Annotated in this window: 17 protein-coding genes; 5 read left to right on the forward strand and 12 right to left on the reverse strand. The window is 62.3% G+C overall.

Annotated features, from left to right (window positions below):
* The first annotated feature begins 65 nt into the window (after positions 1 to 65).
* On the forward strand, positions 66 to 356 hold the full coding sequence (locus PU133_RS02785; protein ID WP_126007512.1) for a YggT family protein: 291 nt from the start codon (positions 66 to 68) through the stop codon (positions 354 to 356).
* 109 nt (positions 357 to 465) lie between these two features.
* Here the strand turns inward: PU133_RS02785 and ppa are convergent, their stop codons facing one another.
* The 4 genes from ppa to PU133_RS02805 all read right to left on the reverse strand — a co-directional run bounded on the left by ppa (position 466) and on the right by PU133_RS02805 (position 5,917).
* Positions 466 to 993 (reverse strand): inorganic diphosphatase, encoded by a 528-nt coding sequence (gene ppa / locus PU133_RS02790; RefSeq protein WP_126007514.1) that lies wholly within the window; start codon positions 991 to 993, stop codon positions 466 to 468.
* Between the two features lie 148 nt (positions 994 to 1,141).
* A complete protein-coding gene (locus PU133_RS02795) occupies positions 1,142 to 1,648 on the reverse strand; it encodes a GNAT family N-acetyltransferase (RefSeq protein ID WP_404863406.1) in 507 nt (168 codons plus the stop codon).
* Between the two features lie 254 nt (positions 1,649 to 1,902).
* Positions 1,903 to 3,735: a translational GTPase TypA gene (typA, locus tag PU133_RS02800; RefSeq protein WP_404863407.1), complete on the reverse strand. Its 1,833-nt coding sequence runs from the start codon at positions 3,733 to 3,735 to the stop codon at positions 1,903 to 1,905.
* A 124-nt stretch (positions 3,736 to 3,859) separates the two neighbouring features.
* Positions 3,860 to 5,917: a M3 family metallopeptidase gene (locus PU133_RS02805; RefSeq protein ID WP_404863408.1), complete on the reverse strand. Its 2,058-nt coding sequence runs from the start codon at positions 5,915 to 5,917 to the stop codon at positions 3,860 to 3,862.
* Between the two features lie 131 nt (positions 5,918 to 6,048).
* Here PU133_RS02805 and PU133_RS02810 point away from each other — a divergent pair, with 131 nt between their 5' ends.
* Together PU133_RS02810 and PU133_RS02815 are read left to right on the forward strand one after the other, a co-directional pair.
* Positions 6,049 to 6,525, forward strand: a complete 477-nt coding sequence (locus PU133_RS02810) for a MarR family winged helix-turn-helix transcriptional regulator (RefSeq protein WP_126007522.1) — start codon at positions 6,049 to 6,051, stop codon at positions 6,523 to 6,525.
* Positions 6,522 to 7,799, forward strand: a complete 1,278-nt coding sequence (locus PU133_RS02815; RefSeq protein ID WP_404863409.1) for a multidrug effflux MFS transporter — start codon at positions 6,522 to 6,524, stop codon at positions 7,797 to 7,799. The genes PU133_RS02810 and PU133_RS02815 overlap by 4 nt, the downstream gene beginning before the upstream one ends.
* 12 nt (positions 7,800 to 7,811) lie before the next feature.
* On the opposite strand, the gene PU133_RS02820 is transcribed toward PU133_RS02815, so the two are convergent.
* On the reverse strand, positions 7,812 to 9,038 hold the full coding sequence (locus PU133_RS02820; RefSeq protein WP_126007524.1) for an argininosuccinate synthase: 1,227 nt from the start codon (positions 9,036 to 9,038) through the stop codon (positions 7,812 to 7,814).
* A gap of 169 nt (positions 9,039 to 9,207) precedes the next feature.
* On the opposite strand from PU133_RS02820, the gene PU133_RS02825 reads away from it, so the two are divergent.
* Entirely contained in the window at positions 9,208 to 9,849 is a 642-nt protein-coding gene (locus PU133_RS02825) for a LysE family translocator (protein ID WP_404863410.1), read from the forward strand.
* Positions 9,850 to 9,872: 23 nt separating this feature from the next.
* On the opposite strand, the gene PU133_RS02830 is transcribed toward PU133_RS02825, so the two are convergent.
* The 3 genes from PU133_RS02830 to PU133_RS02840 form a co-directional block, all read right to left on the reverse strand.
* Complete coding sequence (locus PU133_RS02830) at positions 9,873 to 10,370, reverse strand: hypothetical protein (protein WP_126007528.1); 498 nt, start codon at positions 10,368 to 10,370, stop codon at positions 9,873 to 9,875.
* Positions 10,371 to 10,380: 10 nt separating this feature from the next.
* Complete coding sequence (gene rlmN / locus PU133_RS02835) at positions 10,381 to 11,616, reverse strand: 23S rRNA (adenine(2503)-C(2))-methyltransferase RlmN (protein ID WP_126007530.1); 1,236 nt, start codon at positions 11,614 to 11,616, stop codon at positions 10,381 to 10,383.
* Positions 11,617 to 11,770: 154 nt separating this feature from the next.
* A complete protein-coding gene (locus PU133_RS02840) occupies positions 11,771 to 12,274 on the reverse strand; it encodes an invasion associated locus B family protein (RefSeq protein ID WP_126007532.1) in 504 nt (167 codons plus the stop codon).
* A gap of 379 nt (positions 12,275 to 12,653) precedes the next feature.
* Here PU133_RS02840 and PU133_RS02845 point away from each other — a divergent pair, with 379 nt between their 5' ends.
* Complete coding sequence (locus tag PU133_RS02845) at positions 12,654 to 13,229, forward strand: sigma-70 family RNA polymerase sigma factor (RefSeq protein WP_126007534.1); 576 nt, start codon at positions 12,654 to 12,656, stop codon at positions 13,227 to 13,229.
* Between the two features lie 20 nt (positions 13,230 to 13,249).
* On the opposite strand, the gene PU133_RS02850 is transcribed toward PU133_RS02845, so the two are convergent.
* The 4 genes from PU133_RS02850 to PU133_RS02865 form a co-directional block, all read right to left on the reverse strand.
* Positions 13,250 to 13,648: a YkvA family protein gene (locus tag PU133_RS02850; RefSeq protein WP_126007536.1), complete on the reverse strand. Its 399-nt coding sequence runs from the start codon at positions 13,646 to 13,648 to the stop codon at positions 13,250 to 13,252.
* Between the two features lie 68 nt (positions 13,649 to 13,716).
* The gene (locus PU133_RS02855; RefSeq protein WP_404863411.1) at positions 13,717 to 14,010 is read right to left on the reverse strand and encodes a 4a-hydroxytetrahydrobiopterin dehydratase; all 294 of its coding nucleotides are present in this window, start codon (positions 14,008 to 14,010) and stop codon (positions 13,717 to 13,719) included.
* Positions 14,011 to 14,050: 40 nt separating this feature from the next.
* Complete coding sequence (thpR, locus tag PU133_RS02860; protein WP_126007541.1) at positions 14,051 to 14,647, reverse strand: RNA 2',3'-cyclic phosphodiesterase; 597 nt, start codon at positions 14,645 to 14,647, stop codon at positions 14,051 to 14,053.
* A gap of 110 nt (positions 14,648 to 14,757) precedes the next feature.
* Positions 14,758 to 15,402 (reverse strand): arylesterase, encoded by a 645-nt coding sequence (locus PU133_RS02865; protein ID WP_404863412.1) that lies wholly within the window; start codon positions 15,400 to 15,402, stop codon positions 14,758 to 14,760.
* Positions 15,403 to 15,457 lie beyond the last annotated feature (55 nt).

The raw sequence follows: 15,457 nt of genomic DNA on the forward strand, positions 1-15,457 counted from the left end.
GCAGCGCACTTGCCGGGCAAGTTTGGAGTGGCTACATCTCGGCCAGCCCGTAACGGAGAGTGAGAATGATAGCCGTCTTCCAGACCATCGATCTGGCTTTGAGCATCTACACCTGGATCATCATCGGCAGCGCCATCTTCTCGTGGCTCTATGCGTTCAACGTGGTCAATTCTAACAATCGCTTCGTCGCGATGGTGGCGGAGTTTCTCTACAAGGCGACCGAGCCGGCGCTTCGGCCGCTGCGGCGCATCCTGCCTGATCTCGGCGGTCTCGACATTTCGCCGATCGTGCTTCTGCTCATCATCTTCTTCATTCGTTCCTTCATGTGGAACACGATCGCTCCCGCGCTCGTCTAAACCGCGCACCGTACCGGCCTTGGCCGGGAGGTGAGAAATACGGAAAAGGGCCGCCGCATCCCGGGATGCGGCGGCCCTTTTCGTAATCGCAGTCTGGACGAGGCGGGACTTACTTCCGGCCGCGCTCGATGGCTTCGGTGATGAAGCGGCGGGCGGCATCGGCGCCCTGCCAATCTTCCACGCGAACCCACTTGCCGGGTTCCAGATCCTTGTAGTGCTCGAAGAAGTGCTGGATCTGCTGCAGCGTGATTTCCGGCAGGTCGGTGTGGTTCAGCACCTTCTCGTAGCGCTTGGTCAGGGCGGAAACCGGAACGGCGATGATCTTTTCGTCCTTGCCCGAATTGTCTTCCATCAGGAGCACGCCGATCGGGCGCACATTGATGACGCAGCCGGGGATCAGAGGACGCGTGTTACAGACGAGCACGTCGATCGGGTCGCCATCTTCCGACAGGGTGTGCGGCACGAAGCCGTAATTGCCCGGATAGGTCATCGGCGTGTGCAGGAAGCGGTCCACGACCAGCGTGCCGGATTCCTTGTCCATCTCGTACTTGATCGGCTGCCCGCCAACGGGAACTTCGATGATGACGTTGATGTCTTCAGGCGGATTGTTGCCGATGGCGATGGCGTCGATGCGCATGGGAACTCTCTTGTTGGAGGCAGGCTTTGCCGGGGAAATACCGGCAATCACGCGCCAAAGCAACTGTGGCCACCCGAGCGGGCTTCTGCTCGGTTCCAGGGTGCGCTGAACATGCTGTGTGGGCCGCCCTTGAACCGGGCGGCAATGGTTACGGCCAGATGAACGCGATCTTGCCCAGACGCTTGCCGTCGAAGGTTTCGGTGCCTTCGGCCACGTCGCGGCCGCCACTTTGGCGGTAGAACTGCACGGCGCGCTCATTGTCTTCGAGCGTCCAGACGACGACGCCGCGGCAGCCCAGCGACGACAGAAGCCGCCGGGCTTCGGTGAAAAGCCGCTTGCCGAGCCCGATGCCCTGATATTCCGGGCGAAGGTAAAGCTCGTAGATCTCGCCTTCCTGCGGCAGGGCAGGCGCTCGGTTGAGGCCAAGCGTTGCATAGCCCGCGACAGTGCCGCCGACATCGAGCACGAGAATGCTGGTCGAGCCATTTATCGCGCGCGTCCACCATTTGACGTTGCGACGCTCCATCATCGCCCGCAGCGTCTTGAAGGGGATCAGCCCGGAATAGGCATGCGCCCACGCGGAGCGGTGCGTTTCGGCAATCGCCTGGGCGTCGTCGGATACTGCAGGACGGACATCGATGGACAGCGTCTTCATGGCACGAATCCTATCGCTTCGGATTCCGCCGACGAAGCGCCTCGGGGAGCAGACGGGGCATCGCCCACAGCTCATTTGGTCCGACGACCCGAAACAAGTTTAACGCTTCATTAACGTTTTCGGCAAGAGACACGGGTGTCCGGTTTTGGCGCTGGCAGTCGCTCCGAAACGGCACAGCAGGCAGCCAGAAACAAAAAGGGCGGGGATGCGATCGCTCGCATCCCCGCCCTGATTCGCAGTCAATTTGTTCGGAGTTACGCGGCGCCAGCGGCGGCCGAACGCGACTTCTCGAAGCGCTTGCGCTCGTTGGAATCGAGATACATCTTGCGCAGGCGGATCGACTTCGGCGTGACTTCGACAAGTTCGTCGTCCTGGATCCAGGAGAGTGCACGGTCGAGCGTCATCTTGATCGGCGGGGTGAGCTTCACGGCTTCGTCCTTGCCCGAGGCGCGCATGTTCGTGAGCTTCTTGCCCTTCAGCACGTTCACTTCGAGATCGTTGTCGCGGGTATGAATGCCGATGATCATGCCGGCATAGACCTTCTCGCCGGCATCGATGATCATCGGGCCGCGATCCTCCAGGTTGAACATGGCGTAGGCGACGGATTCGCCCGCTTCATTGGCGAGCAGCACGCCCTGGACGCGGCCGGCAATCTCGCCCTTGTAAGGCTGGTAGGAGTGGAACAGCCGATTCATGATGGCCGTGCCGCGCGTGTCCGTCAGAAGCTCCGACTGGTAGCCGATCAGGCCGCGCGTCGGTGCGTGGAAGACGAGACGCACGCGGTTGCCGCCAGACGGGCGCAGCTCGACCATGTCGGCCTTGCGCTCCGACATCTTCTGAACGACGACGCCCGAATGTTCTTCATCGACGTCGATGACGACTTCTTCGACCGGCTCGAGCATCTGGCCGTTCTCGCCCTTCTGCATGACGACGCGGGGACGCGATACGGCAAGCTCGAAGCCTTCGCGGCGCATGGTCTCGATGAGGACGGCGAGCTGCAATTCGCCACGGCCGGAGACGTAGAATGAGTCCTTGCCTTCAGCTTCCTCGATCTTCAGCGCGACATTGCCTTCGGCTTCCTTGAACAGGCGATCGCGGATGACGCGGCTCGTCACCTTGTCGCCTTCGGTGCCGGCCAGCGGGCTGTCATTGACGATGAAGGACATGGTGACGGTCGGTGGATCGATCGGCTGTGCCTGCAACGGCTCGTTGACGGACGGGTCGCAGAACGTATCGGCGACCGTGCCCTTCGACAGGCCGGCGATGGCAACAATGTCGCCTGCCTTGGCTTCTTCGATCGGCTGGCGCTCAATGCCGCGGAACGCGAGGATCTTGGAAATACGGCCAGTCTCGACCGTCTTACCGTCGGCAGCCAGTACCTTCACGGCCTGGTTCGGCTTGATGGAGCCGGAATGGATGCGGCCGGTGATGATGCGGCCGAGGAACGGGTTGGCTTCGAGCAGCGTGCCGATCATGCGGAACGGACCTTCGCCGACTTTCGGCTCGGGCACGTGCTCCATGACAAGGTCGAGAAGCGGTGCAAGACCCTGGTCCGACGGACCTTCCGGCGCGGTGTTCATCCAGCCGGCGCGGCCGGAGCCATAGAGAATGGGGAAGTCCAGTTGCTCGTCATTGGCGTCGAGCGCGGCGAAGAGGTCAAACACCTCGTTGACGACTTCTTCTGCGCGACCATCGGGACGATCGATCTTGTTGATCGCCACGATCGGGCGGAGACCGACCTTCAGCGCCTTGCCGACCACGAATTTCGTCTGCGGCATCGGGCCTTCGGCGGCATCGACCAGAACGATCGCGCCGTCGACCATCGAGAGAATGCGCTCGACCTCACCGCCGAAGTCGGCGTGACCCGGCGTGTCGACGATGTTGATGCGGTGGCCCTTCCACTCGATCGACGTCGCCTTGGCAAGGATCGTGATGCCGCGTTCCTTTTCCAGGTCGTTGGAATCCATCATGCGCTCTGCTGTGCGCTGGTTCTCACGGAAGGAGCCGGATTGCTTGAGGAGCTCGTCGACGAGCGTGGTCTTGCCATGGTCGACGTGTGCGATGATCGCGATATTGCGCATGGTCATGGGAATGTCTCGGAATTGTGGGGCGCATGGATATGAGCGCCAGCCTTCATTTGGCGCGCTCATACATGGTTTTTCGCAAATGCGAAAGGGGCGCGCGCCGATCAGCGTGCTGCCCCGGTCGAGATCAGGCGGCGTCTTGAACTAGGCCGCGCTTCTTGAGCAGGGCTTCCGGCGTCGGAAGCCGGCCGCGGAAGGCCGTGTATGTCTCTTCCGGGTCCACGGCGCCGCCGGCGGAATAGACATGGGTTCGCAGCCGTTCCGCCATCGAGGCGTCGAAGGCATCGCCGGTTTCCTCGAAGGCCGAGAAGGCGTCGGCATCGAGCACTTCCGACCACATGTAGGAGTAGTAGCCGGCGGAATAGCCGTCGCCCGAGAAGATGTGCAGGAAATGCGGGCTGCGATGGCGCATCTCGATGGCTGCCGGCTTGCCGATGGCCTCAAGGCTTGCCGCTTCGAATGCAGCAGGGTCTTCGACGTCCGCGGCCGTGTGGTAGGCGATGTCGATCAACGCCGAGGCCGTGTACTCCACCGTCGCAAAGCCCGCATTGAACCGGGCGGCCGCCAGGACCTTATCCAGGAGCTGCTGCGGGATCGGCTCGCCCGTGCGATAATGCACGGCGTGCTTGCGCAGGATCTCCGGCACGGTCAGCCAGTGCTCGTAAAGCTGCGAGGGCAGCTCGACAAAATCGCGCGAGACCGACGTTCCCGATACGGAAGGGTAGGTCACGTCCGACAAGAGCCCATGAAGCGCGTGGCCGAACTCGTGGAAGAGCGTGCGCGCGTCGTCCAACGACAGAAGGGCCGGAGACCCTTCACGCGGCTTGGCGAAATTCATGACGTTGTAGATGAGCGGCAGCTGCCCGCCTTCCAGCCGGTGCTGGCTAGCAAAGGCGCTCATCCAGGCGCCGGATCGCTTCGAGGACCGTGCGAAGTAATCCGCCAGGAAGATGCCGATCGTGTCGCCGGAGCGGTTTTTGACGGCAAAGGTCCGGACATCCGGGTGGTAGGCCTTCACGCCCTCGAGACGCTCGAAGTCGAGGCCGAAAAGCCGGCCGCCGACATCGAAAGCCGCCTCGGCGATGCGATCGAGCTGGAAATAGGGCTTCAGCTCCTCTTCGGTGAAATCGAAGCGCTGGCGCCGCAGCTTCTCGGCGTAGTGGCGCCAGTCCCAGGGCGCGATGGGTTCGTTGTTGCCTTCGGCGGCGGCGATGTCTGCAAGCGCCGCCTCCTCATCGGCCGCGTGGCGAACGGCCGGTTCCCAAACGGTCTGCAACAGCGCGTTCACCGCGTCGGGGTTCTTCGCCATCGTGTCTTCGAGTTTGTAGGCGGCGAAATTCTCGTAGCCGAGCAGCTTTGCCTTTTCAGCGCGCAGCTTGAGGATTTCGGCGATCAGCGGACGGTTGTCGGTGTCGCCCGGGTTTTCACCGCGTGCCGTCCAGGCCTTGAATGCCGTTTCGCGAAGGTCGCGTTGCTCCGAGAAGGTCAGGAACGGTTCGATGATCGAGCGCGACAGCGTGACGGCGTAGCGTCCATCGGCGCCACGATCGCTTGCCGCCGACGCCATGGCGTCGCGCACGAAATCCGGAAGGCCATCGAGATCGGTTTTATCGAGAAGCAGCTGCCAGGACTGTTCGTCGGCAAGCACGTTCTGCCCGAAACGCGCACCAAGGGTCGCCAGGCGCTCATTGATCGCGGCGAGGCGGGTCTGGTCTTCTTCCGCAAGGTTGGCGCCGGATCGCACGAAGCCTTTCCAGCTTCGCTCCAGCACGCGGAACTGCTCGGTGGTGAAATCCAGCGTCGATGCTCTCCGGAAAAGGGTGTCGATGCGCTGGAACAGCGGCTTGTTCATCGCGATGCGCGAATAATGCCGCGACAGTTGCGGCGCGATCTCGCGCTCGAGCTCCTGAATGGCCGGGTTCGTATGGGCGCCGGCGCGGTTGAAGAAGAGCGCCGAAACCCGCGACAGGCCTTTGCCGGCCAGTTCCAGGGCTTCGATCGTGTTTTCGAATGTTGGCGCTGCCTCAGACTGAGCGATGGCCTCGATTTCCGCGTCATGCGCCGAAAGGGCAGCGTCGAAGGCCGGGCGGAAGTCATCGTCCTCGACCGCAGCAAAATTGGGGAGCCCGTAGGATCCGGACCAGTCAGAAATGCGTTCAAAGGCGATCGGTGAAGCGGCGGTCATGCGCGTATCCAGCTTTGAGAATGCGTTGAACAGCGATGTAATGATGATGTGATCGGAAGCAAGCGGCAGGCGGCTTGCGAAAGCGCATGCCGGATAATAAGTAAGGCTTACTTTTATCGCAGGAAAACCCCATGTCGCGCACAGTCGATCCGGATTCCCTTGGCTTCGTCATCACCGACGTCGGCCGTCTTCTCAGGGCGGCGGTCGAAAAAAGCATCGTTCTTAACGGCACGGACATCACGCCGGGAGAGGCCCGGGCGCTGATCCACATTGCCGCGCTCAACGGTGGACGCCAGACGGTGTTGGCGGAACGCCTCGGGGTGGAGCCCATGACGGTCTCCGGCTATGTCGACAGGCTGGAGCAACGTGGCCTGGTGGAGCGCCGGGTGGACCCCAGCGATCGCCGCGCACGGCTCGTCTATGCGACGGATGCCGCCGACCAGGTGATCGATGAGGCGCGCGCTGTCGCCGGCTCGGTGCTGGGTGCGGCCATGGAAGGGGTGGCGCCTGCCGACAAGGCCGTCTTCGAAGCGGTTCTGCGCAGTATGAGAGGGTCGCTTCAGAGCATGCTCGGCTGTGATCGCTCAACCAGCGGACAGGCCGCATGACCGACGCCGTCGAACCCGCGGACCGGCCGCTTCTTCAGCCGGGGCGCATGTCGGAGCGCCGCACGAGCCTGATTTCCGCGCTGCTCGTGGCGATCGGTCCCGTGTCGATGGCGCTCTACACCCCGGCGATGCCGGAACTGGTGCAGGCCTTCGACAGCTCGAATGCGGCCATCAAGACCACGCTGACGGTTTATTTTGCCGGCTTTGCGGTGGCGCAACTCGCCGCCGGGCCGCTTGCCGACGCCTTCGGGCGGCGCAAGACGACGCTCGGCTTCCTTCTCGTCTATCTGATCGGTGGCGTGCTCGCTGCCCTGTCGCAAAGCGTTGAAATGCTGCTCGTCGCCCGGCTGATCCAGGGGATCGGCGCTGCCGTCGGCGTCACTGTCGCGCGCGCCATTGTGCGTGATCAGTTTGCGGGCGAGCAGGCAGCGCGCATCATGAACATGGTCGGCATCATCCTCGCCATCGCGCCTGCGCTGTCACCGGCGATCGGTGGCGTGACGCTCAGCATTGCCGGGTGGCATGCGATCTTCGTGCTCATGGTTGGCTTCGGCGTGGTGTCGGGCATCATCGTCTGGTTCGCCATGCGCGAAACGGTCGTTCCAAGCACGGCGCTGGCGCGGCCGGGCATGGTGCTGCGCGCCTATCGCACGGTGCTCGGCAGCTCCGAATTCCTGTTCGCGAGCTTGACCTGCGGCTTTGCCGTAGGCGCGCTCTATGCGCAGGCGACGATCCTGCCCTTCGTGCTGATCGACAGGGTGGGGCTGACGCCGACCCAGTTCGGCCTGTCCATGCTGATGCAGTCGGGCTCGTTCTTTCTGGGCTCGCTCACCGTGCGCTCCCTGATGCGGGCCCGAAAGGCTGAGGCACTGGTACTGCCCGGCCTCGCCTTCATCGGCGGCGGTGCGCTGCTCCTGATTGCCCTGCTGCTGATGGCGGGCCCGTCCTTCTACACGGTCATGGTGCCGGTTGGGCTCGCCGCATTCGGCATCGCCTTCGTCATGCCGCACATGCAGGTGGCAGGGCTCGTGCCGTTCCCGCAGATCGCGGGTTCCGCCTCTGCGATGATGGGGTTTATCCAGATGGGATCCGGCTTGCTCGGCGGGTCAATCGCTGCGCTGATCGGCGATCCGGTGGTCGGCATCGGCGTCGTTGTTCCCGCCATGGCGGCCGTGGCCGTGGCGTCCTATGCAGCCTACCGGTTCACGCGGCGTCGCCACGCGAGCCTCGTCGGTCAGCCGCAGGCGCTCGATCAAACGGCGCCTGCGGAATAGCGTTCGTCTCGATTACTTCGAAGAGCGGTTGCGTGCGGCCAGCGTGCGCAGGCGCAGCGCATTCAGGCGGATGAAGCCGGCGGCATCCTTCTGGTCGTAGGCGCCACGGTCATCCTCGAAGGTGACGAGTGCGTCCGAATAGAGCGATTTCGGCGACGAGCGGCCGGTGACCATGACGTTGCCCTTGTAGAGCTTGAGCGTCACCTCGCCTTCGACATGCTCCTGGCTCCGGTCGATCGCGGCCTGCAGCATCTCGCGCTCGGGCGAGAACCAGAAGCCGTAATAGATGAGCTCGGCATAGCGCGGCATCAGCTCATCCTTGAGGTGCGCCGCGCCACGGTCGAGCGTGATCGACTCGATTGCGCGGTGCGCCGCAAGCAGGATCGTGCCACCTGGGGTTTCGTAGACGCCACGCGATTTCATGCCGACGAAACGGTTTTCGACGAGGTCGAGGCGGCCGATGCCGTTGTCGCGGCCATAATCGTTGAGCTTAGCCAGAAGCGTCGCCGGCGACAGACGCTCGCCGTTGATCGAGACGGCATCGCCTCGCTCGAAGCCCACCGTGATGATTGTTGCCTTGTCCGGCGCGGCTTCCGGCGAAATCGTGCGCATATGCACATATTCCGGAGCCTCGACGGACGGATCTTCCAGAACCTTGCCCTCTGACGAGGAGTGCAGGAGGTTCGCGTCGACCGAGAAGGGCGCTTCGCCCTTCTTGTCCTTGGCAACCGGGATCTGGTGCTGCTCGGCAAAATTCAGAAGATCGGTGCGGCTCTTGAAGGACCAGTCGCGCCAGGGCGCGATGATCTTGATGTCGGGGTTCAGCGCGTAGGCGGAAAGCTCGAAGCGGACCTGGTCGTTGCCCTTGCCGGTCGCGCCATGGGCGATCGCGTCGGCGCCGGTCTTTTCGGCGATCTCGACAAGGTGCTTGGAAATCAGCGGACGGGCGATCGACGTGCCGAGGAGGTAAACGCCTTCATAGACGGCATTGGCGCGGAACATCGGGAAGACGAAGTCGCGCACGAATTCCTCGCGCACATCCTCGATGAAGATCTCCTTGATGCCGAGCATCTCGGCCTTCTTGCGCGCTGGCTCCAGCTCTTCGCCCTGGCCGAGATCGGCCGTGAAGGTGACCACTTCGGCGCCAAGCTCGGTCTGCAGCCATTTCAGAATGATCGATGTGTCGAGGCCGCCCGAATAGGCGAGAACGACTTTCTTGACGTCTTTCAGAGCGCTCATGGAATATCCGCTTCGGAGAGATTGGCAGGGGGTCGAATGTGGCGCGCACTTTATTCAGAACGCGCCCTGACACAAGCCACCGGCACGGCGTGACGACGCGAATCGGGTGGCGGACGGTCGGTTTCGGCGCTAGGGAATGCGCATCACGCTTCCTCTAGGACCGACCGTCATGTCCTTCATTCCCGACTGGCCGACGCTGGCAGCATTTTCCGCTGCTTCGATCTTTCTTGCGATCACGCCCGGGCCGGACATGACGCTCTTCATAAGCCGCGCGCTTTCCGATGGAAGGCGAGCCGGCATTGCCTGCATTGCGGGTGCAATGACCGGCTGCCTGGTCCACACGACGCTGGTGGCGCTTGGCCTGTCGGCGCTGATCGTGGCGTCGCCGACGGCATTCCTCGTGCTGAAGATCGTTGGCGCCGGCTATCTCTTGTATCTCGCAGTCCAGGCGGTGCGGCACGGGTCCACGCTGACGGTCGAGACCGGCCCCGTGCGCAGGCGGTCTTTCTTCAGCAACTGGGCGGTCGGGCTTGGGGTCAATCTGCTCAACCCGAAGGTCGCGCTGTTCTTCATGACCTTCCTGCCGCAATTCGTGTCGGTTCAGGATCCGGACGTCGCCAGCAAGCTGTTCTTCCTCGGCTTTCTGTTCGTCGTGCTGTCGCTGCCGATCGTGATTGCGATCGTGCTCGGCGCCGAGCGCCTGGCCGACTGGCTGAAGCGGAACACCAAGGCAATGCGCGCCGTCGATTACGGTTTTGCCGGGATCTTTTCGGCTTTCGCCATCAAGGTGCTGCTGACTCAGGGGCGCTGAAACGTTTCGAGCTCAAAGCGAGCCTATTCCGCAGTGCGGCTGGCAGCCTCGCGCTCCATGCGCCGCCGCTTGATCTGGCGCGGCAGCCAGCCGCCGGCATGGCGTCCGGCGATGACCCAATAGGCCAGGCCGCCCAGCATGCCGGAAACGATGATGACGGCCACGAAGCTGATCGAGGGATTGCCGTCCTGCTGGGGGTTCAAAAGCAGGAAGGCGAGGCAGAGAGCGGCGACGACGCCACCGGAGAGGCAGTAGAACAGCCAGCCGCGGCGGCGCTGCATCTCTGAATAGAGCGCGATGAACATCGCCGGAATCAGCGATGCGTAGGCGACGAGGCCGGCGACGGTGAGAACGCCGATCATGACGCTGATCCACGTACCGTCGCCGGTGATGTTGCGGACGTCCTCGGGCGTTACCGCGCGCGTCAGGAAGGCAAGCGTCGCGCCGGTGACGATGCAGGCGACGAAAAATGCAAACGCCATCATCAGCAGGCGCAGAAAGAACAGAAAGAAGCGGTTCACGCCCTTTGCCTCACTCGGCGCCGTGTCCGGCGATCATCATGGATTCCAGAGCCAGTCTTTCCGATTTACGCAGCCGCTCCGATTCGGATTTCAGCTGGCCGCAGGCGGCGAGAATGTCGCGGCCGCGCGGCGTGCGGATCGGCGATGCATAGCCTGCATGATTGACGAAGTCGGCGAAGCGCTCGATCTGCTCCCAATCCGAGCACTCGTATGCGCTGCCCGGCCACGGGTTGAAGGGGATCAGGTTGATCTTGGCCGGGATGCCCTTCAAGAGCTTCACCAGATCGCGGGCATCTTCCAGGCTGTCGTTGACGCCTTTCAGCATCACATATTCGAAGGTGATGCGCCGCGCGTTGGAGAGGCCCGGATAGTCGCGGCAGGCCTGCAGCAGATCCTTCAGCGGGTACTTCTTGTTGATCGGAACGAGTTCGTCACGCAAATCGTCGCGCACGGCATGCAGCGAAATCGCCAGCATAACGCCGATTTCCTCGCCGGCCCGGCGTATTTCCGGAACGACGCCAGAGGTCGACAACGTGATGCGGCGGCGGGAGATCGAGAGGCCTTCGCCATCCGAGGCGATCAGCAGAGCCTGCTTCACGTTTTCGAAATTGTAGAGCGGCTCGCCCATGCCCATCATCACGATGTTGGACACCTTGCGGCCTTCGCTCGGCACCATCGTGCCCGGCGCGGCTTCGACATCGGGGAAATCACCAAGGCGATGGCGGGCGAGGATCAGCTGCGAGAGGATTTCGCCGGAGGTGAGGTTGCGCACGAGCTTCTGCGTGCCGGTGTGACAGAACGAACAGGTGAGCGTGCAGCCGACCTGGCTTGAAACGCAAAGCGTGCCGCGGCCTTCTTCGGGGATGTAGACCGTCTCGACTTCGACAGGCCGGCCGGCTCCGCGCGATGGGAAGCGCAGCAGCCATTTGCGGGTGCCATCATTCGATATCTGCTCATCGGCGATTTCCGGCCAGCCGATGGTGAAATTGGCCTTCAGGAGCGCGCGCATCTCCTTGGAGATGTTCGACATGCGGTCGAAATCGTTGACGCCGCGCATATAGAGCCAGTGCCACAGCTGACTGACGCGCATGCGCACCTGTTTCTGCGGTACGCCGACATTGGCGAGCGCAGTGCCGAGGTCTTCCCGCGACAGGCCGACCAGGTCGAGCGGTTCTGCACGCACAGGCGCGCGCTGAGCCAGCTGTTCGCGCTGTGCCGGATCGCTGAGTTCGAGTGTCAAAGCCATGTTAATCTGCCGCTTTCCAATGCGAAGCGCCCCCGCAGATCAGGACTGCGGCGGCGCATTATTAGCTTTAGCGATGTCGTTGGCGGGCCATGTATCACACATGGGCCGGATCGTCACCCTTGCAGGCTCAAAGCCGCAAGGGTGAGCGCGATCATCAATTGCAGTTTTGAATTTCGTTCAAAGCTGCGGTCACGCCGGAGAGCGAATAGGAATAGCTCGTTGCAGTGCCGCGTCCGGACACGGCCTGGACCGTCATGGACGAGCCGCCGCGCATCGCCGTTACGAGGGCAGGCTCCTCAGCCGCATTCTCGACCCAGGCGGAATTGCCACGCGAGAACAGGGTGAAGGCGCGCCCGTCGACCGTGACATTGACCTTGGAGGCATCCTGCAGCGGGTAGCCCATCATCGCCTGCGGTTCATAGGAGACGTTCTGGCCGGGGCGCTGGGAGACGAGGAAGAAGTTCTCGCCGTGGTTGACGGAGCTCGGTTCGGAGCTGGTCGGGACGGAGAGGATGTAGCACACCTTCCCGTTGCCGCTGTCATAGGAATAGGCACCCCAGGCATTGAACTGATTCATGCGTGTGGGAGATTGGGCGTAGGCGGTCGCCGTTGTCGCCGCCGTGAGCGCGAGTGCGGTGAGAAGAGTCTTCACGAACATTTTATCCTGCCGGTTGCCTGATCAGAATTGACGAAGCGTCGTCCGCCGCAACGCCCTTTGGCGGGCAAACAACACCGCTTCGGTTTAATTTTACTTAATCGCGGTTACCAAACCGTAACCCTATGGTTTTTTTACCACGATCATGCGCTTGCTTGACGAAACCCCCGAGGCCTGAACCGGCTGACAGCCACACTCTGTCTGCCGGCCAAATGCACCGGCGGAAAGCCCCATCGCTCCTCATCGAAACGATGTTGCGACTATGCGGCAAAGAATCCGGCAACAGTTTGACCTTTGCAAAAAGCTGTGTACCTGTCTGCACTTGGTGCCGGTCGGCAGACTTCACCGAACCGCACCGCGTTAATCAGGACGACGCCCACGAATGACTGTCGAGTTGAATGAGCGCTTTGCCCGGCTCGCCCGAGCCGTCGCCGTCGAGCGCGACAAGTCGGCGTTCGCGCAGCTGTTCGATTATTTCGCGCCCCGCATCAAATCCTACCTTCTGCGCCTGAACATGCAGCCGCAGGAAGCCGAGGAGCTGGCGCAGGAAGTGATGATCGTCCTGTGGCACAAGGCAGGGCTTTTCGACCCGGCGAAGTCGTCTCTGGCCACCTGGCTGTTCCGCGTCGCCCGAAACCGCCGGATCGATGCGCTGCGTCGAGATCGCGGCAAGGACCTCGATGCCGAAGATCCGTCGCTCCTGCCGAGCGCGCCGGAAGCGCCCGATCTGGTGATGGATGCGGAGCAGCGCGACGAGCGGGTGCGCCGCGCCATGAGCGTGCTGCCGACCGAACAGCTCGAGCTGGTGCGGCTGGCCTTCTTCATCGGCCTTTCCCACAGCCAGATTGCGGAAGAAACCGGATTGCCGCTCGGCACGGTCAAATCCCGCATCAGACTGGCTTTTGGTCGGCTGAAGAAGGCGCTCGAAGACGATCCGAGGATCGATACGGACGACTGATCCTCTGCCGGTTCTGGCGATCAGAAGGTCGATGCGGTTCCTGCTGCTTCGGCTTCTTTGCCGAGCGTCTCGCGGGCGGCGGCATAATGCGCTTCGGTCATGTGGCTGCGCACGGCCGTGATCGCGGCGGCGAGAACCGCCAGATCATCGCCGAAGCCGATGATGGCGATGAAATCCGGCACGAAATCGAACGGCAGAACGAAGTAAGCGAGCGCCGCCAGGAGCGTTCCGCGCACCCGCGTCGGCGTCTTCGGATCCAGCGCGCAATAATAGGCTGCGACCAGATCTTCGATGAACGGCACATACTGAGCCGCGCGCCGCAGTGTCTCGAAGAACTTCGCGCGAACGCGGCTTTCCTGCTCGCGCTGGCCCTGCGTGTCTTCGACCGTCAGAATGTCGGCGATCTTTTTGTCGTCCATAGACGTGCCTCTTAACGTTCAATCCGCTCTGACAAATCGTGGCCTAAAGCGGCCTCTTCAAGTTTCCGTCAGGCGGTGATGGTATCCATGAAATGCGCCAGCTGAATGTCGAGCCGGCTCACTCCACCCACATCGTGGGTTCGAAGCGTCACGTCCACGTTCTTGTACACATTCGACCATTCGGGATGATGATACATCGCTTCGGCCTTCAGCGCGACCCGGCTCATGAAGCCGAATGCCTCGTTGAAATCTGCAAAGACGAAGCGCCGTTCGATCGCCTCTCCCGATGCTGAGAGCGTCCATTGCGGCAAGCCCGCCAACGCTTCGCGCACGGCATCTCCGCCCATCTTTTCGACAGTCATGACTGGTTCAACCTTTCGAACGTTCCCGCTCTAAAAAGTGCTAAAGCGGGCTGTAATAGGCGTTTGGCAGCAGGCTGCTGCCCGTGCCGGCCGATGCATTGGCCTCGTCGAGAGGGAACGCTTCCTCCGTCACATAGGGTCCCCCGCCGACGGAATCCCGCGAGGACATGAGGACGAAGCGGGTGACCGTGAACGCCTGCGTGTGGAAATCGCCGCGCCCCTGGAGGTAGCGCACCACGTCGCTTTCTCTTGCCGTCTTGATGCGCGCTAAGGTGACATGTGGTTTGAACTTGCGCGGATCGGCCGGCAGTCGCAACCGCTGGCACACCCGCTCTATTTCGGCCTGAAGGGCCATGAGTTCGGCGGTCGGCGTGACGCCGGCCCAGATGGAATGCGGCTTCTTGGCGCCGAAAGACCCCATGCCCTGGAGCCGTACCGGAAATTCGGTCCGGCGGATGCGGTCGAAAGCGTTGACGATCTCGTCGGCTGTGGGACCGTCCACGTCACCGATGAAGCGGAGCGTGATGTGATAGTTTTCCACGTCGATCCATCGCGCGCCGGGAAGCCCGCCGCGCAAGAGGGAAAGCGACATTGTGGTGTCACGCGGGAGTTCGAGGGCGGCGAATAGTCTCGGCATGGAGATCTCCCCGAATCGAAAGGCACTCTCAGCGAATCATGCGACGCAGCCGTCGACAATCCCTAAATATTCAGCGTCCACTTTTGCCTTATCGGGTTCCAACGCGCGTCTCAGGCATCTGGTTTCAAGCGCTGCAGCAATTCTTCTGCGACAGGAATAAACCGTTCGACCATCACGTTGATGCCGTCTTCATTCGGGTGGATCCCGTCGTCGAGATTGAGTGCGGCCTCAGCGGCAACGCCATCGAGGAAGAAGGGGTAGAAAACCAGATCGTGCTTTTCGGCGAGGCGCTCGAAAAGACCGTTGAATCGCGTCTGATAGTCAGCACCCATATTCGGCGACGCCAGCATGCCGGCTAGCAGCACTTCAATGTTGCGGGCCTTCAGCCGTGTGATCATTTCCTCGATATTGGCTTCGGTCCGCGCCGGGTCGATGCCGCGCAGCATGTCGTTGGCACCGAGTTCGAGGATCACCGCATCCGTGCCGTCCGGCACCGACCAATCGAGCCGCGACAGGCCGGCCGAACTGGTATCGCCGGATACGCCGGCATTGGCGATCACGACATCGTGTCCGCGTTCCTGAAGTGCCGCTTCCAGGCGAACCGGGAACGCATAGGCGGCATCGAGCTGGAAACCGGCCATGAGGCTATCGCCAAAACCCACGATCTGAAGGGTTTCAGCACGCGATGCGGTCACGCTTGCCATCAAGGAGACACAGAATGCGAGGAGGAAAGCGGAAAGCCGTTTAACATTCATTGCACCGTTCCTAAATCTCTTTGCGGCCTTGCAGCGTAGACGCCGGGGCAGCCGC

The organism is Georhizobium sp. MAB10, from assembly GCF_045012825.1.
GTDB classification, from domain to species: domain Bacteria; phylum Pseudomonadota; class Alphaproteobacteria; order Rhizobiales; family Rhizobiaceae; genus Georhizobium; species Georhizobium profundi.

Excerpts from the sequence above, each read along its gene's own strand:
- ppa (WP_126007514.1), bottom strand. The coding sequence starts at position 993 with ATGCGCATCGACGCCATCGCCATCGGCAACAATCCGCCTGAAGACATC.
- PU133_RS02845 (WP_126007534.1), top strand. The coding sequence starts at position 12,654 with ATGACTGTCGAGTTGAATGAGCGCTTTGCCCGGCTCGCCCGAGCCGTC.
- PU133_RS02820 (WP_126007524.1), bottom strand. The coding sequence starts at position 9,038 with ATGAGCGCTCTGAAAGACGTCAAGAAAGTCGTTCTCGCCTATTCGGGC.
- rlmN (WP_126007530.1), bottom strand. The coding sequence starts at position 11,616 with ATGGCTTTGACACTCGAACTCAGCGATCCGGCACAGCGCGAACAGCTG.
- PU133_RS02810 (WP_126007522.1), top strand. The coding sequence starts at position 6,049 with ATGTCGCGCACAGTCGATCCGGATTCCCTTGGCTTCGTCATCACCGAC.
- PU133_RS02840 (WP_126007532.1), bottom strand. The coding sequence starts at position 12,274 with ATGTTCGTGAAGACTCTTCTCACCGCACTCGCGCTCACGGCGGCGACA.
- PU133_RS02855 (WP_404863411.1), bottom strand. The coding sequence starts at position 14,010 with ATGACTGTCGAAAAGATGGGCGGAGATGCCGTGCGCGAAGCGTTGGCG.
- thpR (WP_126007541.1), bottom strand. The coding sequence starts at position 14,647 with ATGCCGAGACTATTCGCCGCCCTCGAACTCCCGCGTGACACCACAATG.
- PU133_RS02825 (WP_404863410.1), top strand. The coding sequence starts at position 9,208 with ATGTCCTTCATTCCCGACTGGCCGACGCTGGCAGCATTTTCCGCTGCT.
- typA (WP_404863407.1), bottom strand. The coding sequence starts at position 3,735 with ATGACCATGCGCAATATCGCGATCATCGCACACGTCGACCATGGCAAG.
- PU133_RS02850 (WP_126007536.1), bottom strand. The coding sequence starts at position 13,648 with ATGGACGACAAAAAGATCGCCGACATTCTGACGGTCGAAGACACGCAG.
- PU133_RS02815 (WP_404863409.1), top strand. The coding sequence starts at position 6,522 with ATGACCGACGCCGTCGAACCCGCGGACCGGCCGCTTCTTCAGCCGGGG.
- PU133_RS02865 (WP_404863412.1), bottom strand. The coding sequence starts at position 15,402 with ATGAATGTTAAACGGCTTTCCGCTTTCCTCCTCGCATTCTGTGTCTCC.
- PU133_RS02785 (WP_126007512.1), top strand. The coding sequence starts at position 66 with ATGATAGCCGTCTTCCAGACCATCGATCTGGCTTTGAGCATCTACACC.
- PU133_RS02795 (WP_404863406.1), bottom strand. The coding sequence starts at position 1,648 with ATGAAGACGCTGTCCATCGATGTCCGTCCTGCAGTATCCGACGACGCC.
- PU133_RS02805 (WP_404863408.1), bottom strand. The coding sequence starts at position 5,917 with ATGACCGCCGCTTCACCGATCGCCTTTGAACGCATTTCTGACTGGTCC.